Source organism: Catenibacterium mitsuokai (genome assembly GCF_025148785.1).
Lineage (GTDB): Bacteria > Bacillota_I > Bacilli_A > Erysipelotrichales > Coprobacillaceae > Catenibacterium > Catenibacterium mitsuoka.
Map to the genome: position 1 here is coordinate 1,400,269 of NZ_CP102271.1, position 20,026 is coordinate 1,420,294.

20 protein-coding genes and 1 other RNA gene are annotated in these 20,026 nt (G+C 34.5%); 19 read left to right on the plus strand and 2 right to left on the minus strand.

What is annotated here, in order from left to right; genetic code table 11:
- The first annotated feature begins 16 nt into the window (after positions 1–16).
- Entirely contained in the window at positions 17–250 is a 234-nt protein-coding gene (locus NQ499_RS07135; protein WP_006506623.1) for a hypothetical protein, read from the plus strand.
- An 18-nt stretch (positions 251–268) separates the two neighbouring features.
- Here NQ499_RS07135 and NQ499_RS07140 read toward each other — a convergent pair whose 3' ends face one another.
- A complete protein-coding gene (locus NQ499_RS07140) occupies positions 269–472 on the minus strand; it encodes a hypothetical protein (protein WP_006506624.1) in 204 nt (67 codons plus the stop codon).
- 273 nt (positions 473–745) lie between these two features.
- On the opposite strand from NQ499_RS07140, the gene NQ499_RS07145 reads away from it, so the two are divergent.
- From NQ499_RS07145 to NQ499_RS07190, 10 genes are all read left to right on the plus strand, one after another.
- A complete protein-coding gene (locus tag NQ499_RS07145) occupies positions 746–2,281 on the plus strand; it encodes an ABC transporter ATP-binding protein (RefSeq protein WP_040390130.1) in 1,536 nt (511 codons plus the stop codon).
- Positions 2,271–3,389, plus strand: coding sequence for an ABC transporter permease (locus NQ499_RS07150; RefSeq protein ID WP_006506626.1), 1,119 nt, complete (start codon positions 2,271–2,273; stop codon positions 3,387–3,389). Before NQ499_RS07145 ends, NQ499_RS07150 begins: the two co-directional genes overlap by 11 nt.
- Entirely contained in the window at positions 3,386–4,348 is a 963-nt protein-coding gene (locus tag NQ499_RS07155; RefSeq protein WP_006506627.1) for an ABC transporter permease, read from the plus strand. Before NQ499_RS07150 ends, NQ499_RS07155 begins: the two co-directional genes overlap by 4 nt.
- Positions 4,349–4,434: 86 nt before the next feature.
- On the plus strand, positions 4,435–5,727 hold the full coding sequence (gene yfmF / locus NQ499_RS07160; protein WP_006506628.1) for an EF-P 5-aminopentanol modification-associated protein YfmF: 1,293 nt from the start codon (positions 4,435–4,437) through the stop codon (positions 5,725–5,727).
- Positions 5,699–6,991, plus strand: a complete 1,293-nt coding sequence (gene yfmH, locus NQ499_RS07165; RefSeq protein WP_006506629.1) for an EF-P 5-aminopentanol modification-associated protein YfmH — start codon at positions 5,699–5,701, stop codon at positions 6,989–6,991. The genes yfmF and yfmH overlap by 29 nt, the downstream gene beginning before the upstream one ends.
- 34 nt (positions 6,992–7,025) lie before the next feature.
- Positions 7,026–7,183, plus strand: a non-coding RNA gene (gene ssrS / locus NQ499_RS07170) — 6S RNA.
- 30 nt (positions 7,184–7,213) lie between these two features.
- On the plus strand, positions 7,214–7,441 hold the full coding sequence (locus NQ499_RS07175) for a DUF896 domain-containing protein (protein WP_006506630.1): 228 nt from the start codon (positions 7,214–7,216) through the stop codon (positions 7,439–7,441).
- Positions 7,442–7,549: 108 nt separating this feature from the next.
- Complete coding sequence (gene tkt, locus NQ499_RS07180) at positions 7,550–9,520, plus strand: transketolase (protein ID WP_040390131.1); 1,971 nt, start codon at positions 7,550–7,552, stop codon at positions 9,518–9,520.
- A gap of 124 nt (positions 9,521–9,644) precedes the next feature.
- Entirely contained in the window at positions 9,645–9,848 is a 204-nt protein-coding gene (locus tag NQ499_RS07185) for a YneF family protein (RefSeq protein WP_006506632.1), read from the plus strand.
- 27 nt (positions 9,849–9,875) lie between these two features.
- Positions 9,876–10,508, plus strand: a complete 633-nt coding sequence (locus NQ499_RS07190; RefSeq protein WP_006506633.1) for a histidine phosphatase family protein — start codon at positions 9,876–9,878, stop codon at positions 10,506–10,508.
- 13 nt (positions 10,509–10,521) lie between these two features.
- On the opposite strand, the gene plsY is transcribed toward NQ499_RS07190, so the two are convergent.
- Complete coding sequence (gene plsY, locus NQ499_RS07195; protein WP_006506634.1) at positions 10,522–11,130, minus strand: glycerol-3-phosphate 1-O-acyltransferase PlsY; 609 nt, start codon at positions 11,128–11,130, stop codon at positions 10,522–10,524.
- 104 nt (positions 11,131–11,234) lie between these two features.
- Here plsY and parE point away from each other — a divergent pair, with 104 nt between their 5' ends.
- The 8 genes from parE to NQ499_RS07235 all read left to right on the plus strand — a co-directional run bounded on the left by parE (position 11,235) and on the right by NQ499_RS07235 (position 20,026).
- Positions 11,235–13,166, plus strand: a complete 1,932-nt coding sequence (gene parE / locus NQ499_RS07200; protein ID WP_081455851.1) for a DNA topoisomerase IV subunit B — start codon at positions 11,235–11,237, stop codon at positions 13,164–13,166.
- Between the two features lie 10 nt (positions 13,167–13,176).
- A complete protein-coding gene (gene parC / locus NQ499_RS07205) occupies positions 13,177–15,726 on the plus strand; it encodes a DNA topoisomerase IV subunit A (RefSeq protein WP_006506636.1) in 2,550 nt (849 codons plus the stop codon).
- Positions 15,727–15,797: 71 nt separating this feature from the next.
- Entirely contained in the window at positions 15,798–16,886 is a 1,089-nt protein-coding gene (gene yqeH / locus NQ499_RS07210) for a ribosome biogenesis GTPase YqeH (protein ID WP_006506637.1), read from the plus strand.
- An 11-nt stretch (positions 16,887–16,897) separates the two neighbouring features.
- On the plus strand, positions 16,898–17,182 hold the full coding sequence (gene yhbY / locus NQ499_RS07215) for a ribosome assembly RNA-binding protein YhbY (RefSeq protein ID WP_006506638.1): 285 nt from the start codon (positions 16,898–16,900) through the stop codon (positions 17,180–17,182).
- Complete coding sequence (locus NQ499_RS07220; protein ID WP_006506639.1) at positions 17,182–18,282, plus strand: nicotinate-nucleotide adenylyltransferase; 1,101 nt, start codon at positions 17,182–17,184, stop codon at positions 18,280–18,282. Before yhbY ends, NQ499_RS07220 begins: the two co-directional genes overlap by 1 nt.
- Positions 18,275–18,619, plus strand: coding sequence for a ribosome silencing factor (gene rsfS / locus NQ499_RS07225; protein WP_006506640.1), 345 nt, complete (start codon positions 18,275–18,277; stop codon positions 18,617–18,619). The genes NQ499_RS07220 and rsfS overlap by 8 nt, the downstream gene beginning before the upstream one ends.
- Positions 18,619–19,332 carry a class I SAM-dependent DNA methyltransferase gene (locus NQ499_RS07230; RefSeq protein WP_006506641.1) on the plus strand — a complete coding sequence of 238 codons (714 nt, stop codon included), beginning with the start codon at positions 18,619–18,621 and terminating at the stop codon, positions 19,330–19,332. The genes rsfS and NQ499_RS07230 overlap by 1 nt, the downstream gene beginning before the upstream one ends.
- A 1-nt stretch (position 19,333) precedes the next feature.
- Entirely contained in the window at positions 19,334–20,026 is a 693-nt protein-coding gene (locus tag NQ499_RS07235; RefSeq protein ID WP_006506642.1) for a 5'-methylthioadenosine/adenosylhomocysteine nucleosidase, read from the plus strand.

The window sequence follows — 20,026 nt, forward strand, 5'->3', positions numbered from 1 at the left end:
ATAACAGAGGTGAACTATGAATTATCAAGAAATGCAAATGAAATTAAAACAATATCTACTTCCTAAGAATACAATCTCCGACAAAAGAGGGTTTGTAGATGGCATTCTCAGCTTAGTAGCACATGAGGATGACTTAAAAGACATGTGTGATTGGATTGATAAATATCCCAATGCTACAGAATCAGAAATAATATGTAAAGCATTAGAATTAAACATTCCAAGAACTGAACCAGAAAGAATAATTCGTTAACGCAAGAAGGACCAAAGCTTATATGCTCTGGTCCTTCTTTGCTTTCTCAATAACTGCTTCCATAGCTTCTCTAAAAACAGCTGACTGCTTAATTCCAAGTTTCTCACATGCTTCTCTGAATTCAGTAACAAACTCAGTCTTGTAACTTACACTTACTGTTTTCATATTGCTTTTCGTCCACTGCTTAACATACTCTTTTTGATCAAACTTTTCTTTTTCCATATTGAATTACCTAAAATACTAATTTCAAAACAATTATAATCAAAAGAATTAATGTCATAATTTGAACGATGTCAGTGGTATCTTTTAAAAACTTGCTTAATTTTTTCATTCAAATCATTCCTTCCCTTTCTTGATTATATCATATTAATTATTTTTACAAATCAATCTCTTATCAAATTTCTTATTTTGTACATGTTTCTTTATATTCAAAAAACCATTTAGTTATTTTTAAAGTAAGTAATTTATAGTATAATAGGATCAGAGGTGAGAATATTGGAATATGCTATTGAAATGCTTAATATCACAAAAGAATTCCCTGGTATTAAAGCAAACGACGATATTACTCTTCAAGTAAAAAAAGGCGAAATTCATGCTTTATTAGGTGAGAATGGTGCTGGTAAATCTACTTTGATGAGTATTTTATTTGGTCTTTATCAGCCTGATATGGGTGAAATAAAGATTAATGGACAAAGCGTTAAAATCAATGACCCAAATGATGCCAATAAATATAACATTGGTATGGTGCATCAACATTTTAAGCTTGTTCATAATTTCACTGTATTGGAAAACATTATTTTAGGTGTTGAAGAGAAAGGGTTATTTGGTAAGCTCAAGACAGATAATGCACGCAAGAAGGTGATGAGCTTATCTGAGAAATATCATTTAAACATTGATCCAGATGCAAAGATCGAAGATATTACTGTTGGTATGCAGCAGCGTGTAGAAATCTTAAAGATGTTATATAGAAATAATGATATCTTGATTTTTGATGAACCTACAGCAGTACTCACTCCACAGGAAATTGATGAGTTAATGAAAATCATGAAGGAACTTATTAAGGAAGGTAAATCCATCATTTTCATTACTCATAAGTTAAATGAAATTAAAGCAGTAGCGGATCGCTGTACAATCATTCGTAAGGGACGTTATGTTGGTACAGTCAATGTAGCTGATGTGACTAAAGAACAGTTATCAGAAATGATGGTTGGTCATAAGGTAAACTTGACAGTCACTAAAGATGATCATGAGCCATCTGATGTTGTATTAAAGGTTGACCATTTAAGCTATCAGCCTAAGACTTCAGATAAACTTCTTTTAAATGATGTTTCATTTGAAGTAAGAAAAGGTGAAATTGTTTGTATTGCTGGTATTGATGGCAATGGTCAGAGTGAATTGATCTATAACTTAACTGGACTTGAACAGCCTAATATGGGTCATGTTTACTTAAATGATGATGAAATTACACATAAGAGTATTCGTTATCGTAATGACCATGGGTTATCTCATATCCCAGAAGATCGTCATAAACATGGGTTAGTTCTTGATTATACTCTTGGTGAAAACTTGATTTTAAAATCATATTATAAGAAAGACTTCCAGAATCATGGCATTATTAATTTTGACGCAATGAATACTTATGCTGATCGTCTTATTGAAGAATATGATGTACGTTCAGGTGAAGGTAGAAATTCTATTGTGCGTGGTATGTCTGGTGGTAACCAGCAGAAAGCCATTATTGCGAGAGAAGTAGAACAGAATGATGACCTACTTATTGCAGTACAGCCTACACGTGGTCTAGATGTTGGGGCTATTGAATTTATTCATAAGCAGATTGTTAAGACAAGAGACAACAATAAAGCAGTATTACTTGTATCACTTGAACTTGATGAAGTTATGAACTTATCAGATCGTATTTTAGTTATGTATGAAGGGGAAATCGTTGCGGATCTTAATCCAAAAGAGACTACTATTCAGGAATTAGGACTTTATATGGCAGGTTCTAAGAGAGGAGAAGGTTATGAAAAGTAATAAACCCGCTTTAATGGAACGTGCCAGCTTCAAATCAATTGTGTCTTCTTTACTCGCAATTTTAATGGGGCTAGTCGTTGGTTTTATCATTATCTTAATTGCTAATCCTAGTGATGCACTTCAGGGATTATCTATTTTATTAACAGGTGGCTTTAGAGAAGGGCTATCTAGTATTGGACAGGTTATTTATTTAGCAGTACCAATCATGATGACTGGTCTATCTGTTTCATTTGCTTATAAATGTGGTGAATTCAATATCGGTGTACCTGGACAGTATTTAGTAGGAAGCTTCACTGCTGTATTTATCGCATTAAGAGCTACTTTTATTCCAGATAATTTAGTATGGATTTTTGCTATTTTAGGAGCTGGAATTGCTGGTGCTTTATGGGCACTTATTCCTGGTATCTTAAAAGCAGCTCGTAACGTAAACGTTGTTATTTCTGGTATCATGTGTAACTATATCGGTATGTTACTTGTTATCCAGGGCATTAAAGCAACTATCTACAACTCTACAGGTGCAGAAAGCTATGCAGTACCTAGTACACGTAGTATTCCTGGCTTTGGGCTCAATCAGATTTTTGGTGATCGTGTTAATTTAGGTATCATTATTGCTATCTTACTTTGTATACTTGCTTGGTTTATTATGAATAAAACTACTTTTGGTTATGAACTAAAAGCATGTGGTTTCAATAAAGATGCAGCAAGATATGCAGGTATGAACGAAAAGAAATGTATCGTTTTAGCACTTGTGATTTCTGGATTCTTTGCAGGTGTAGGTGGTGCCTTAACTTACTTATGTGGTACTGGTAAAACTTTACCAATCACTGAAACATTACCAAACGAAGGCTGGAACGGTATCCCAGTAGCCTTACTTGGCTTTTCTAATCCAATTGGATGTATCTTCGCTGCATTATTCATTGGTTATATTAATGTTGGTGGTAACTATATGCAGGCACTTAATATTGCGATTGAAGTTATTGATATTATCGTTGCTGTTATTATCTACTTTGCTTCATTCACATTATTCATCAAAGCCTTATTAGAACGTTATCAAAGAAATAAAAAGAGAAAAGCAGAAATACAGAATGAAGGAGGTAAAACAGAATGAGTATAGTTTATTTCCTTTTTGCTCAGACTTTACTATTTGCCATTCCATTAATGATTGTTGCTTTGGGTGGTATGTTCTCTGAACGAAGTGGTGTTGTTAACTTAGCCCTTGAAGGTATTATGATCATCGGCGGTTTTGCTGGTGTATTCTATTTAAATTATATGCAGTCTAATGATATTCTTCATGGTATGCCACTTCTTTTAACAGGTTTACTTATTTCAGGAATTGTCGGTGTACTATTTAGTATGCTTCATGCCTTTGCAGCCATTCATTTAAGTGCTGACCAGACTATTTCTGGTACTGCATTAAATATGCTTGCTCCAGCACTTGGTATCTTTATCGCAAAAACTGTACAGGATGGTATGCAGAACGTTTCATTCACTAATGAATTCAGAATTTCTGAAGTTCCTGGACTTAGCAGTATTCCAGTACTTGGTGATTTATTCTTCAAAAACTGTTACTTTACTACATTCCTAGGCATTGCGATTCTTATCATTTCTTGGTATTTCCTTATGAAAACCAAGACTGGTTTAAGAATCCGTTCTTGTGGTGAAAACCCTCAGGCAGCAGATGCTGCAGGGATCAGTGTTTATAAAATCAGATATCTAGGTGTAGGTATTTCTGGTTTCTTAGCTGGTATGGGTGGACTTATTTATATCCTACCAATCTCTACAGAATTCACCTGCACTGTTGCTGGTTATGGTTTCTTAGCTTTAGCTGTATTAATCTTTGGTAACTGGACACCATTAAGAATTGCTGGTGCAGCATTCTTCTTCGGTTTCATGAAGACATTATCTTATACATATAACTCAGTTCCATTACTTGCTAAAATGTCTTTACCTGATACAACATATAAATTAATTCCATATGTTGCTACTTTAATTCTATTAGCATTTACATCTAAGAACTCTGCTGCGCCTCGTGCAGATGGTGTGCCTTACGATAAGTCTAAACGTTAATAGAGCCGGACTCCTCAGGGAGTCCTTTTTTCTTGCACTACTATACAAAAAAGTTATAATGAATAGAGAAAGAAAAGAGGTATACAATGAACAAGATCTATCAAATGAATGGATATCAACTTCACTTGATTTCATCTAAGAAATTTAAAGATATTACAATCTCTGTTCGTTTTAAAGGACGTTTTACAAGAGAAACAGTCACAAGTAGAAGTGTTCTAGGATTCTTAATGATCACTGGAACTATGAAACATCCAACACAGAAGGACTTATCTAGAACACTAGAAGATTTATATGGTGCAAATCTTTCTGCTAATATTTCTTCAGCAGGTAAAGGTCATATTATTACTTTTAAGAATACATGTGTTAATCAGGAATTCCTTCCTATCAATGAAAATCTACTCATTAAACAGGTAGATTTATTAAATGAATTAGTGAATCATCCTTATATAGTGGATAACCATTTCGATGAAGAAATGACTGAACTTAAGAAACAAGAAATTACATATCGTATTATGGCTGATATGGACGATAAGATGGGCTATGCCTTTGATCGTATGGTAGATTATATGGGAAGAGGAAGTGTTCTAGGATTACGTTCTACAGGCTATATAGAAGATATGGATAACATCAATGCTTATACTCTTGTAGAAACATATAACGATATGATCCAAAATGATGATAAGCATGTTTATGTAGTAGGGGATATAGATGAAAGTATCGTTTCTATTTTCGAAGAAAGATTACAGTTCCCACGTGCAGTTCATGAGCCTTATCCTACTGCTTATATTTATCAGAATGAGCGTATTCATCTTTTAGATATCATTGAAAAACAGGATATCGTCCAGTCTAAGCTCGTTATGGGGTATAAGGCAAACTGCTGTACCTTAAGCAAAAATACAGCTGCAATGAGCGTATTTTCTAATTTATTAGGAGGTTATTCTCAATCTAGACTATTCCAGGTAGTCAGAGAAAAAAACAGCTTATGTTACTTCATTCATTCAAGTTATGATCCAATGAATGGTATTATGACCATTGCAGCAGGCATTGATATGGATAATTATGATAAGACTAAAGAGTTAATTGGAAAACAGATCAAAGACTTGCAGGTTGGTCATATCACCGATGAAGAATTATCAATGGTAAAAACTATGTTAATCAATGCATTATCTAAAGTAGATGATGATCCAGATTCCATTATCTCATTCAATTGGAGAAGAGATATCATTAATAGTCAGGATACTATTGAAGATAAACAGAATGCAATTAAAAATGTCACTAAAGAAGATGTTATTAAATGTGCTCAAAGTATAGAATTAGATACAATCTATTTCTTGACTGGAAAGGAGTTCTATGAAGAAAACTTATTATCCAACAATTAAAGAAACTCTATATCATGAAAAGATGAGCAATGGACTTAATGTCTATCTCATGCCTAAGGATGGTTTTACAAAGACATATGGTTTATTTTCAACACGTTTTGGTTCTATTGACCGTAGTTTCATTCCTCTAGGAGAAACAGATTTAATCACAGTACCTGATGGTGTCGCTCATTTTCTAGAACATAAGATGTTCGATATGGAAGATGGGGATGCCTCAGAAAAATTTGCCGCACTTGGTGCAAGCAGTAACGCCTTCACTTCTCATAGCCGTACTGCTTATTTATTCAATACGGCTACAAATGTTGATGAATGTACTGAATTGTTATTAGACTTTGTTCAGGAATTAAATGTCACTCCTGAAAGTATTGAAAAAGAGAAGGGCATCATTAATCAGGAAATAGGCATGTATAATGATGATCCTGACTGGCGTGGTTATTTTGGTGCTATCAGCAACCTTTATCATAATCATCCTGTTAGAATTGATATTGCAGGTACTGTTGAAACAGTGGCAGAAATTGATTATGACATCTTACAGAAGTGTTACCACACATTCTATCATCCTTCTAATATGATGTTATTTGTATCAGGAAACTTTGACCCTGAACACTTAATGTCTATTATTCGAGATAATCAGGCAAAGAAAAGTTTCAAAGATATGCCACCGATTGTAAGAGGGGATCATAATGAACCTGAAACCATCTTTAAGGACTATGAAGAAAACGTAATGGATGTCACTATGCCTAAAGTCAACGTGGCAATCAAGGTGAATCATGTCCCTCAATCACCTGAAGAAAAGCTTAAAAGACAGCTTTCTTTCTATATCTTCATGGATATGTTATTCTCTAAGAGTAGTGATTTAAGAGATGAATGGACTAAGGAGGGATTGATCAATGATTCATTCTTTACTAATTTCTCACAGGAACGTGATTTCTCTCATATTATCTTTGCGGGAGATAGTCCAAAACCGGATGAATTAATGGCTCATATTCATCAATTAATTGCAGATATTCCACATATGACATTAGATGAAGAAGCATTCAATAGAATGAAAAGAAACAATATTGGAACTCTTATTGGTTTCTTCAACTCTATCGAAACAATCGCTTCACTATTTAGTCAATACTATTTAGAGGGAATCAATTTATTTGACTTATTTGAAGCATATCAGGCTCTTACAATCGCTGATATCAAAAATATTTTGCCTTTATTTTGTATGGATTTAACATCTAATTTTATTATCAGACCACTTAAGGCTAACGCCTAGATGTTGACTAAAAAAGCGCTTATGCTATAATGGTGGTGACCTGAGAGTATATGGATTTCCTACATTTTTGATAAGGGAACCTGATTGTTTGAAAGACGGTGTTGAAGACCTGCTACGAGTAGGGATCCTAAAGTTTTTCACAAGGTACCCACCTGTATTTAACAGGGATAATCAACTCCTCTTAGGTCTTTTCATTTGTTTAAATTTTACAGGGGGCTCATTATGGCTATTGATCAGAAACTCATCGATGAAATTAATGCACTTGCTCATAAAAAGAAGACAGTAGGTCTTACGCCTGAAGAACAGGTTCGTCAGCAGAAGCTTAGACAGAAATACCTAAAAGAATTTAGAAGAGGCTTTGAACAGCAGCTTCAGAGCATCAAAGTTGTAGATGCAAATGGTAATGATGTCACTCCTGCAAAAGCAAGAATGCACAAAAAAATAAACTAGACAGTCTTTGTGAAAAGATTGTCTTTTTTATTGCCTTTCACTTTTGTAAAAAATGGTTTACACATCATTAAAATTATGTATAATGAGTGTGATTAGGAGGTACTCGAAATGGATTCGAATTTATCGATCGCTACAATAAGATCGCTTTGTATTGACATGATTAATAAGGCAAATTCTGGTCATCCAGGTATGGTTCTTGATGGCGCACCAGCTTTATATACATTGTTTACTAAGGTGATGAACATAAATCCCTCTTTGTCTAGTTGGCAAAATAGGGATCGCTTTGTTCTTGCAAGTGGTCATGCTAGTTCTTTACTTTATGCTTTATTACATCTTTCTGGTTATGATTTAAGTCTTGATGATTTAAAACAGTTCAGACAGTGGCAGTCAAAAACACCTGGACATCCAGAAATCACTATCACAGATGGTGTAGATGCATCTTCAGGACCTTTAGGTCAGGGTGTTCCTACAGCAACAGGTATGGCAATTGCTGAAAAGTTCCTTGCCGAAAAATACAACAAGGAAGATTGCTCAATTGTTGACCATTACACATATGCATTATGTGGTGATGGTGATATGCAGGAAGGTGTGACTTATGAAGCATCCTCTCTTGCTGGTCATCTCTCTTTAGGAAAGCTTATTGTTATCTATGATGCCAATGAAGTAACACTTGATGGTCCTCTTTCATATTCATTCAGTGAAAATGTAAAGAAGAGATATGAAGCAATGAATTGGCAGGTTATCGAAGTGGCTGATGGTAATGACATTCAGGCCATCAACCGTGCATTAAAGCGTGCTAAGAAAGAGTTATTCAAACCATCTATTATCATCATGAAGACCGTAATTGGTTATGGTTCTTGCAACCAGGGAACTAATAAAGTTCATGGTGCACCTTTAGGTGAAGAAGACGGTAAGAATGCTAAGTTATCTTATGGATTTGACCATGATCCTTTCTATGTTCCTGAAGAAGTTTATGCTGATTTCAAGAAGAATGTTAAAGACCGTGGTACAAGAGCATATAAGAAATGGTTAAAGACTGTTGAAGAATATGCTGAAAAATATCCAGAAGAATATAAAGAATATAAAAATGCTATTGAAGGTAATTATCATTTAGATATTACAGAACTTCAAAAAGAATTCAAACCTGGCTATACAGAAGCAACTCGTAATATTTCTCATAGAATTATTCAGGAAGTTGCTGCACAGAACCCTACATTCTTATCTGGTACTGCAGATTTATCTTCTTCTACTAAGACATCAATCAAGGGTGAAGGAAGATTTAGCTGTGAAAACTATACTGGAAGAAATGTATATTTTGGTATCAGAGAATTCGCAATGGTGTCTATCATGAATGGTATGACATTACATAAGGGTGTTAAGATCTCAGCAGGGGGCTTCTTGGTATTCAGTGATTACTTTAAAGCAGCCTTAAGAATGGGTTCTTTACAGGAATGTCCAATCATTCTTCCATTATCACATGACTCTATCGCAGTTGGTGAAGATGGTCCTACACATCAGCCTGTTGAACAGCTTGCAATGCTGAGAAGCAGTATTGATGTTGAAGTATTACGTCCAGCTGATGCAAATGAAATGCTTGCATCTTGGAAGATTGCTGTTGAAACAAAGAATATGCCAGTTGCATTAATTCTTACTAGACAGCCAGTAGAAAACCTTACAAATTCTACTTATGAAGATGTATTACATGGTGCCTATATTGCTAGAAAAGAATCTGGTGATCTAGAAGGTATCATTATCGCTTCTGGTTCTGAAGTAGGTCTTGCAATTCATGCACAGGAAGAATTAGAAAAACAGGGACATTCAGTACGTGTTGTTTCTATGCCTTCAATGAATTTATTTGATGCACAGACTGATGAATATAAGGAATCCGTTTTACCAAATAGCTGCAGAAAGCGTCTTTCTGTAGAAATGTTATCTGATTTTGGATGGCATAAATATGTTGGTTTAGATGGTAAAACTATGTGTGTTGATACTTTTGGGGCAAGTGCTCCAGCAAGTAGAGTCATCAAGGAATATGGTTTTACTGTTGAAAACGTTGTAAAAGAATACAACTCATTATAAAAACCATCAAAAAGGGAGGATATCTTAGGATATTCTCTCTTTAAATTAGTACTAAAACACTAAAACAATTTACAAACATAATCTAGTTTGATATAATTATTTAACGTTAACGGAGGTATTTACAATGGTAGCAGGATATATTATTACTACAATTATTGGTGCTCTTGTTGGATTCTTCTTTGCAAGATGGATGTTCAAGAGAGAATTAAAGAAAAACCCACCAATCTCAGAAAAAATGATTCGTGCTATGTTTATGGAAATGGGACGTAAACCTAGCGAAACTCAGATCAAGAGAATCATGAAAAGTGTTAATGATCAATATAAATAAGGGATAAAACCCTTATTTTTATTTACCATGAAAATTACAATTACAAGACATTCTAAAACGCTTTGGAATAAAGAAAAAAGACTTCAAGGATGTAAAGATTCTCCTTTAAGTCCTGAAGGCATGGATAATATTCTTGCTTTAAAAGAACATATCAAGAATAATCATTATGATGCTATTTGTTCCAGTCCTATTAAGCGTGCATATGATACTGCAAAGCTATTATTTGATAATCAGCCCATCATTACTGATGAACGCATTCGAGAAATGAATTTTGGTCTATTAGAAGGACAGAAAATTGATGAAATTCCTGAGGAATATAAAAAAGCTTATCATGATTTATGGTGTCACCCTGAAATATCCAATGGTATTCCAGAAGGGGAAACCTATGATGAAATTGAAGAAAGAGTTAAAGACTTCTTAAATGATCTTGTGAAAAAGCCTTATGACAACGTATTTATTGTCACTCATGGATTCTGTTTTACTATTATTATGGCCACTATCATGAACCTCGATAGAAAAGACTATATTAAAGTCAATAGTCCTGTTGTGGATGGCTGCTCTGAAACAATTGTGGATTATAGTAATGGCGCATTTACTGTGGAAGTTTATGGAAATAATAATTTCCTTCCACACCAGTCAAATGAATCATTTTCCAAATAAAAAAGTCAAATGGCTAAAACCATTTGACTTTATTTTCTGTTCCGTTTTTTATTCTTATAATATTTGCACGATGTCTATAGACAATAAGTGCAACAACACATATATTAGTAATGATTCCAGTTGTAGAATATCCAATAAATGGTGAAGCAATAAGAACAGCTGTCGCACCAAGGATACTCGATAAAGATACATACTTAGTTGTCTTTAATGTAATTAAGAATACCGCAACTGCGATAATAAAACCATATATATTAGTCATTAATGTATAGGCGATTGCACTTGATACAGCCTTACCACCCTGGAAATTCGCAAAGATAGGATAACAATGACCAATCATACAGAATAGTGCACATGGATAGATAATATTTGCTGAAATACCAGATACTTTCGCAATCCATCCTGTTAGTAAGATGGTAATGATACATTTTGTTGCATCAAGTAAAATAACTGCCATTCCGGCTTTTTTGCCTAGTACTCTTCCTGCATTGGTACCACCTAGATTATGTGATCCATATTGACGAACATCAGTATTATAAAACACTTTACCAATGACTAAGGCAAAAGGTATTGAACCATATAGATAACTTATTAATAAACAGATGATTATAATTAAATATTTCATCGACTCACCTCACAAAAAATCATTATACATAAATACTACAAAAAATCAAACTTTCCTATAAATTCCTTTTTGTGTTATACTAGTCAAGTTGAGGAGGTATGCTCATGTCAAATGCACATTATGATGAATCTGATATTCAAATCTTAAAAGGTCTAGAAGCCGTTAGAAAAAGACCAGGAATGTACATCGGTTCAACTGATTCTCGTGGTTTACATCACCTTGTATGGGAAATCGTTGATAACTCTATTGATGAAGCTATTGCTGGTTATGGTAAGAAAATTACAGTTACATTACATAAAGACAACAGCGTAACGGTCGAAGATGAAGGCCGTGGTATGCCAACAGGTATTAATAAAGAAACAGGAAAGCCAACAACAGAAGTTATCTTAACAGTATTACATGCTGGTGGTAAGTTCTCAGAAGATGGTGGTTATAAGACTTCAGGAGGACTACATGGTGTAGGTTCTTCTGTAGTAAATGCCCTCAGTGAATTTTTAGAGGTCACTGTCCATCGTGATGGTGTCATTCATACACAGCGCTTTGAAAAGGGTGCTACAAAAATTGGAAAGTTAAAGAAAGTAGGGAAAACAAATAAGACAGGTACAATTATTCATTTCAAACCTGATGCTTCTATTTTCTCTACCACAACATTTAGTTTCCAAACAATTAGTGAAAGACTACGTGAAGATGCATTCTTATTGAAGGGAATGACAATAGAACTTATTGATGAACGTACTGATAAAGATGAAACATATCAGTATGAGAAAGGCTTGGAAGAATTTATTGACTGGATCAATAATGATAAGGAAGCTGTATCACCTATTATCTCTTTTGATGATACAAATAACGAAATAGAAGTAGAGATTGCGATGCAGTTTACACAAAGCTATCAAGAGAATATTATTTCTTTTGTTAATTTAGTACGTACTGGAGATGGAGGTACACATGAAGTAGGATTCCGTTCTGGTTTGACTAAGGTATTTAATGAATATGCGAGAAAATATGCCTTATTAAAGGCAAAGGATAAGAATCTTGAAGGCAGCGATGTACGTGAAGGATTGAATGCTATTATTTCTGTCAAAATTCCAGAAAAATATCTTCAGTTTGAAGGACAGACCAAATCTAAGCTTGGTTCACCTATTGCCCGTAATATTCTAGAGAATGTTACTTTTGAACGTATTACTTATTTCTTGGAAGAAAATAAAGATATTGCAGAAAAGCTGATTGAAAAGATGATCAAAGCAGCAAATGCAAGACAGGCAGCACGTAAGGCTAAGGAACAGGCAAGAAAAGGTAAAAATAACCGTGAGGCGAAATTCCTTAGTGGTAAATTGGCCCCTGCACAGTCTAAGAACAAGCGTAAGAATGAATTATATCTTGTCGAGGGTGATTCTGCCGGTGGTAGTGCAAAACAGGGAAGAGACCGTAAATTCCAGGCTATTCTTCCACTTCGTGGTAAAGTTATCAATACAGAAAAAGCCACGCAGGCAGATATTTTAAAGAACGAAGAAATCAGCACAATGATTAATACAATTAATGCGGGTGTAGGTGCTGATTTTAATGCGGATGATAGTGCTTATGATAAGATTATCATCATGACCGATGCGGATACTGATGGAGCACATATCCAGATTTTGTTGCTTACATTCTTCTATCGTTATATGCGTGATTTGATCAAAGCTGGTAAAGTTTATATCGCTATGCCACCTCTTTATAAAGTTTCTAAGAAATCCGGCAAAAAAGACAACGTCATCTATTGCTGGGATGAAAAGGATTTAGAAGCCGCACGTAAGAAGATGGGAAGAGGCTACGATGTACAGCGTTACAAAGGTCTTGGTGAAATGAATGCTGAACAGTTATGGGAAACAACTATGAATCCTGAAACACGTACACTCATTCAGGTTACTATTGATGATGCAGCAATTGTAGAAAGAAGTGTTTCTGTATTAATGGGTGATAAAGTACAGCCTAGACGTGAATGGATTGAAAACAATGTACAATTCTCATTAGAAGATAGCTTCTTTATGGAAGGATAGGTGATCAAACATGACAGAAAAAAATATTATTATGTCCTTAGAGGATATCATGGGTGACCGCTTTGGACGTTATTCTAAATATATTATCCAGGATCGTGCATTACCTGATGTAAGAGATGGATTAAAGCCAGTACAAAGAAGAATTCTATATGCTATGTGGAAAGAAGGAAATCTTCCTAACAAGCCATATCGTAAGTCAGCTAAGACGGTCGGTACTGTTATTGGTAATTATCATCCTCATGGAGATTCTTCTGTTTATGAAGCAATGGTTCGTTTATCACAGGATTGGAAGATGCGTATGCCTTTAGTAGATATGCAAGGTAATAACGGATCTATTGATAATGACCCAGCTGCTGCCATGCGTTATACTGAAGCACGTCTCGCACCTATTGCACTTGATCTCATTAAGGATATTGATAAAGAAACAGTGCCGATGGCACTCAACTTCGATGATACTGAATATGAACCAACTGTATTTCCTGCAAAATATCCGAACTTATTAGTTAATGGAGCTACAGGAATCTCAGCTGGTTATGCCACTGATATTCCTCCTCATAATTTAGAGGAAGTGATTGATGCTACTATTTACCGTATTAAGCATCCTCATTGTTCATTTGATGAACTTCATCAATTCATTAAAGGGCCTGATTTCCCTACTGGAGCGATTGTTGAAGGAGCCAGTGATATTGCGACTGCCTTAAGAACTGGTCGTGGTAAGGTTGTTGTTCGTTCACGTTATAAAATTGTAGAACAGAAGAATATCAATCAGATTCTTATTACAGAAATCCCTTATGAAGTCAATAAGGCTGAACTTGTAAGAAAGATGGCTGAGATTCAGTTTAATCGTGATATTGATGGAATTATTGAAGTCAGAGATGAATCTGACCGTAATGGATTATGTATTGCAGTTGATTTAAAGAAGGATGTTGATGCAAGAAATACATTGAACTACTTCTTTAAAAATACAGATTTACAGAAGAACTATAACTATAATATGACTGCAATCAAGGATAAGCGTCCAGTATTAATGGGTATTGAAGATATTCTTGATGGCTATATCAAACATGAATGTGAAGTCGTTACTAAGCGTTCTATTTTTGATCTCAATAAAGCACAGGAACGTGAGCATATTGTAGAAGGGCTTATCAAGGCTATTTCTATTCTTGACGAAGTAGTCAAGACAATTAGAGCGTCTAAGGATAAGGCGGATGCAAAAGTGAATTTAATGAACGCTTTTGGCTTCACTGAAAGACAGGCAGAAGCGATTGTTACTTTACAGCTTTATCGTTTGACAAATACTGATATTGTATCCTTAGAAAATGAACAGAAAGAATTACAGGCTCTCATTGAAAGTTTAAATGCGATTTTAACTAGTGAAAAAGTATTAAGAAAAGTAATTATAGATGAGTTAAAAGGGGTTAAGAAGAAATATCCAACACCTCGTTTGACTGAAATTAAAGATGAAATCATGGATACGTCTGTGAACCAGCAGGCAATGATCATTTCTGAAGATGTTTATGTATCTATTACACGTGATGGCTACTTCAAGAAGATTTCTACACGTTCTTATAAAGCCTCTGATGAGAATACATTTGGGAAAAAAGATACTGATATGCTTGTTGACTTATTTGAAGCCAATACATTGGATGTCATTCTTTCATTCACAAATAAAGGAAACTATTGTTTCGTGCCTGTTTATAAGTTAGAAGACTTCAAGTGGAAGGATCTAGGTAAACATCTAAGTTATTTAATTAAATTAGGTAATGATGAGAAGATTATTGGTAATATTCTTGTTAAATCATTCGATTTAGACCAATATGTTGTCTTATCAAGCAAGAATGGACAAATTAAACGTGTAAGTATTAAGGACTTTAATGTCAGCCGTTTCTCTAAGCCATTAAAGTGTATGAATTTAAAGGATAATGATGAACTTATCAGTGTTGATATAAGTGATGGAACAAAGGGTATTATTACTGTCACTAAAGCAGGATATGGTACTTTATATAGTGAAGATGAAATATCTATATTAGGTGTAAAAGCAGGTGGCGTAAAAGGCATCAATATGCGTGATGATGAGGTTGCCTTTATGAGTGTCTTTGATCCTTCAATCGCTTCGTCTTTATTACTTGTTTTGAATCCTGCCCATTTTAAACGTATTCATATAAGTGATATTCCAGCATGTCATCGTGCAACTAAAGGAACATTGTTATTTAAATCATTAAAGACAAAACCAACTAAGATTTTTACTGGATTTATCTGTAATCCACAGGATGAATTTACTATTAAGAGTGGTACAGAAACAATGAAGCTTGTATCTAAAGATATCAGCTTTGGTGCACTAAGCGCTAAGGCCAACACTTTAAAACAATGCCCATTTGATTTTATTGATGATGTACATCTCACACGCTCTATGGTGATTAAAGAACATGCAAAAAAGAAAATAGAGGAAAATAAAGTAGATCTCACAATTAAAGATCCAAATCTATTTGATGAGATGGAAGGGGATCCTGATACAGAGTTTGAATTTATTTCAATGGATGATTATCTTGATGAAAAGTAGGAAATATCCTTTCTACCTCTATGTAATTGAATAAAAATAGTGTAAAATGACCTAAGAAAAGGAAGGTATATATGACAGAAATAAGATGTTATGGATGTGGCGCCATCATTCAAAGCGCTGATACTAAAAAGCCTGGCTATGTGCCAGAGTCTGCTTTAAGCAAAGAAAAGATTCTTTGTCAAAGATGTTATAAATTAATGCATTATCATCAGAAAATGGAATCTCATTTAACTAAAGATGATTTCTTACGTGTTTTACAGACTGTGGGAGAAAAAGATTGTTTAGTTGTTTATATCGTTGACTTATTTGACTTTAATGGTTCACTTGTACCTGGTCTTATGCGTCATATTGGATATAATGATGTACTTGTGCTGGCAAATAAAAGAGATATCTTACCTAAGTCTTTAAAGGAACATCGCCTTAATACATGGGTAAGAAGACAATTCAAGGAATATGGAATCAAGCCTCTTGATGTTGTTGTAACAAGCGGCAAGAAGAATATGAACTTTGATGAAATCTTCGACAAGATTGATGAATATCGTCATGGCCGTGATGTTTATGTCGTAGGTATCACAAATGTTGGTAAGTCTACATTTATCAACCGTATGCTGAAGAACTATTCAGATACGACTAATCTTATTACTACAAGTGAATTCCCTGGTACGACACTTGACTTAATCAAGATTCCTCTTGATGATCATTCATCTTTATATGATACTCCAGGTATCTTGAATGAACATCAGTACACATCCATTGTGGATGAGAAAGATTTAGCTTATATCATGCCTCAGGGAGAAGTAAGACCTATGTCTTTTCAGTTGAATTCTGATCAGTCAATCTTCTTCAGCGGTTTTGCGAGAATTGATTATACAAAAGGAAATAAAGGAAACTTTATCTGCTACTTCTCGAGAAATATGCAGATTCATCGTACAAAGACTGAAAAAGCAGATGAATTGTTTAATAGACATAAACAGTTACAGGTTTATGGACCTGCTTCATCAATGAAGGAAATGAAAGCTTATGAATTCACTTTACCAGAAGAAAAGCGTGATATTGTGATTTCAGGTTTAGGATTTGTTTGTATTCATGCACCTAAAGGTAAGATTAAGGTTTATGTACCTGACGGTATTGATGTATTTATGAGAGAAAGTTTAATTTAGAGGATAAATGAATGTTAAATAGTAAACAGAAGAAATTTTTAAGAAGTGAAGCACATAGCTTAAAGCCAATTTTCCAGGTTGGTAAAGATGGTGTCGGTGAAAAACAGATCAACAGCATCAATGATGCCTTAAAAGCAAAAGAACTTATTAAAGTTAAATTATTAGATACATGCCCTGAAACAGTGAATGAAGTGGCTTTAGAAATCTCAATGGGTACTAAAGCAGATGTTGTTCATATTATTGGACATACAATCATCTTCTTTAAATCAAGTGAAAAAGGAATTTATAAAATATAATGAAGATTGGTTTACTTGGTGGTAGTTTTGATCCTATCCATAAAGGGCATATAGAGATTGCAAGCGAAGCAATTACTTCGCTTTCTCTTGATTCATTTTACTTCATTCCTACTAAAAACAACCCTTGGAAGGATAATCAGAATGCCCCTGGCGCAAGTCGTAAAGAAATGATAGAGATTGCGATTCACCAGGATCCAAAAATGAAAGTATGTACTATTGAACTTGATTCTTTAAGTAATGAGAAGAATTATACAATTGATACAATTCATGCATTAAAGAAGATGTACCCTGATGATACATTGTATTATTTAATGGGTATGGATCAGGCAATGGCTTTTGAAAAATGGAAAAATGCGGAAGATATTTCAAAATTAGTCCAGCTTGTTGCATTTAATAGAGGTGGTTATCCTACAACTCATCCTAATTTAGAGACATATCACTTTATTAAGATGGATAATGTAGAAATCACAGCATCTAGCACAGAAATTAAAGAAGGGGCATTAGATATGCTCGATAAAGATGTACTTAGATATATCTCTCAAAATGGCCTTTATCTTGAAACTATGATTAGAAATAGAATGAAAGAAAAACGCTATAAACATACTCTAAGTGTCGCTTCTCTAACGAGAGATTTTTGTGAAAGTAATGGCATCGATCCTCTCAAGGGCTATATTGCCGGCATGATGCATGATGTTGCAAAAGAAATGCCTCATGATCAGGCTAAAAAACTGATGAAGAAGTATTATGCTTCTCATTTAGATCAGCCTGAACCTATCTGGCATCAATGGCTCTCACGTTATGTATGTGAGAATGAATTTCTTATAAGTGATGAAGAAATCTTAAAAGCAATTGAAGATCATACAACGGCTTCTACATCCATGAGTCTTCTTGGTATGTGCTTATATTGTGCTGATAAGTTGGATCCTTTAAGAGGATATGATTCATCAGAACAGATTACTTTATGTAAGCATGATATTGAAGCAGGATTTAGAAACTGTCTGACTGATTTTTATGAATTTTCAACAAAGAAGCATCGACCAATCGACCCATGTTTCTTTGAGGTTTATGATAAATATGTAAAAGGAGTTAATAATGACTAAAGTAGAATGTATTGTGAAAGCAATGGACGATAAATTAGCCCAGGATATTGTGGCAATCAATATGGAGAACGCCTCTCCTTTATATGACACATTTATTTTATGTACTGCATCTAATAAACGTTTATTAAATGCAATTCAGGATAATGTTGTTGATCAATGTGAAATGAATGGTTTTGAAATTAAAAGCATAGAAGGCCGTGGCAATGCGGAATGGATCCTTATCGATGCAGGTGATGTGATTTGTCATATCTTCTCTGAAGAAGCACGTAAAGAATATAATTTAGAAAAATTATGGAGCGATATGCCTACTATTGATATCAAGGAGTATCTTGCATAATGGCTGCCTATAAAGAGTTTTCTTATTATTATGATTCTTTAATGGACCCAGACTTCTATTCAGATTATTTAAAATTCATTCATGAACATGCTGATCTTAAAACAGTATTAGAACTTGGATGTGGAACAGGCTTGACTGCTATTGAACTCGCAAAAGAAGGGCATCAGGTTCTAGCCACTGATTTATCTGAAGATATGGTAAACATCACAGCCTTAAAAGCAAAAGATGAAGGTGTTGAACTTTTAACTGAAACAATCGATATGTGTGATTTTGCACTCTCTCAGCCTGTCGATACTATCCTTTGTTTAACCGATGCTATCAACTATGTTTTAAGTAAGAAAAAGGTACAGGATGTCTTCAATAACGTTTATGAAGGATTGAAATACAATGGTACTTTCATCTTTGATGTCAACAGCCTTTATAAATGCAATGTGATCTTAGATGATTATCATGAAAAAAATGAGGATGAAGATTTCTTCTTCTCATGGGATGTGGAAAGTGACAACAAAGGTGGGATTACGCATCATATTATTATTGATGAAGACGGTCATCATGTTGATGAAACACATCATCAAAAAACTCTTCCTGTTGAAGAATATGTCAAAATGCTTAAAAAAGCAGGCTTTAAGTCTATTGCTTATTATAGCGATTTTGATGAATACCAGGAAGAGTGTGAACGCATTATATTTGTAGTAAAGAAAGTGAGGGATTAACATGTTAGGTATTATTGGAGCAATGGAAGAAGAAGTGAATGAAATTCTTGCGTTGATGAAAGTTGAAAACGAATACCAAGAATGTAATTATCATTTTTATGAAGGCTTCTTAGGAAAAAAAGAAGTTGTTGTCGTACAGGGTGGTATCGGTAAAGTCAATGCCGCTATTTCAGCCACTCTTTTATTAAAGAACTTTGATATTGATCATGTAATCAATGTTGGTTCTGCCGGTGGACTTGATTTAAAAGAAAATGTTGGTGACGTCATCATTAGTGAAAAGGTTGTTCATCATGATGTAGATGTCACTGCTTTTGGACGTCCTTACGGACAGATTCCTGATATGCCTCTTTACTATGAAGCAGATCCTACTCTTATATCTTATGCAAAAGAAATATTTGAACATAATGGCTTAACTGTATACAGTGGTCTTATTGTATCTGGTGATCAGTTTGTTGCAAGAAAAGACCAGGTAGATGCAATTAAAGAACACTTCCCTGATGCATTGTGCTCAGAAATGGAAGCTGCAACAGTAGCTCAGGTATGTACAGTCTTTAATAAACCATTCATTATTGCACGTGGATTAAGTGATATTTTTGATAAAGGCAGCAGTTCTATCCAGTTTGATCAGTATCTTAAGGAAGCTGCAAAGTCATCAGCACATATGTGTTATGATCTAGCTCAGAAGCTCATATAA

Bases quoted from the DNA above. Each gene is read 5' to 3' on its own strand.
- yfmH (WP_006506629.1), top strand. From the start codon at position 5,699: ATGAAGAAAACTTATTATCCAACAATTAAAGAAACTCTATATCATGAA.
- NQ499_RS07220 (WP_006506639.1), top strand. From the start codon at position 17,182: ATGAAGATTGGTTTACTTGGTGGTAGTTTTGATCCTATCCATAAAGGG.
- NQ499_RS07235 (WP_006506642.1), top strand. From the start codon at position 19,334: ATGTTAGGTATTATTGGAGCAATGGAAGAAGAAGTGAATGAAATTCTT.
- NQ499_RS07135 (WP_006506623.1), top strand. From the start codon at position 17: ATGAATTATCAAGAAATGCAAATGAAATTAAAACAATATCTACTTCCT.
- rsfS (WP_006506640.1), top strand. From the start codon at position 18,275: ATGACTAAAGTAGAATGTATTGTGAAAGCAATGGACGATAAATTAGCC.
- tkt (WP_040390131.1), top strand. From the start codon at position 7,550: ATGGATTCGAATTTATCGATCGCTACAATAAGATCGCTTTGTATTGAC.
- yfmF (WP_006506628.1), top strand. From the start codon at position 4,435: ATGAACAAGATCTATCAAATGAATGGATATCAACTTCACTTGATTTCA.
- parE (WP_081455851.1), top strand. From the start codon at position 11,235: ATGTCAAATGCACATTATGATGAATCTGATATTCAAATCTTAAAAGGT.
- NQ499_RS07140 (WP_006506624.1), bottom strand. From the start codon at position 472: ATGGAAAAAGAAAAGTTTGATCAAAAAGAGTATGTTAAGCAGTGGACG.
- NQ499_RS07150 (WP_006506626.1), top strand. From the start codon at position 2,271: ATGAAAAGTAATAAACCCGCTTTAATGGAACGTGCCAGCTTCAAATCA.
- NQ499_RS07175 (WP_006506630.1), top strand. From the start codon at position 7,214: ATGGCTATTGATCAGAAACTCATCGATGAAATTAATGCACTTGCTCAT.
- NQ499_RS07155 (WP_006506627.1), top strand. From the start codon at position 3,386: ATGAGTATAGTTTATTTCCTTTTTGCTCAGACTTTACTATTTGCCATT.
- plsY (WP_006506634.1), bottom strand. From the start codon at position 11,130: ATGAAATATTTAATTATAATCATCTGTTTATTAATAAGTTATCTATAT.
- NQ499_RS07185 (WP_006506632.1), top strand. From the start codon at position 9,645: ATGGTAGCAGGATATATTATTACTACAATTATTGGTGCTCTTGTTGGA.
- NQ499_RS07230 (WP_006506641.1), top strand. From the start codon at position 18,619: ATGGCTGCCTATAAAGAGTTTTCTTATTATTATGATTCTTTAATGGAC.
- yhbY (WP_006506638.1), top strand. From the start codon at position 16,898: ATGTTAAATAGTAAACAGAAGAAATTTTTAAGAAGTGAAGCACATAGC.
- NQ499_RS07190 (WP_006506633.1), top strand. From the start codon at position 9,876: ATGAAAATTACAATTACAAGACATTCTAAAACGCTTTGGAATAAAGAA.
- parC (WP_006506636.1), top strand. From the start codon at position 13,177: ATGACAGAAAAAAATATTATTATGTCCTTAGAGGATATCATGGGTGAC.
- yqeH (WP_006506637.1), top strand. From the start codon at position 15,798: ATGACAGAAATAAGATGTTATGGATGTGGCGCCATCATTCAAAGCGCT.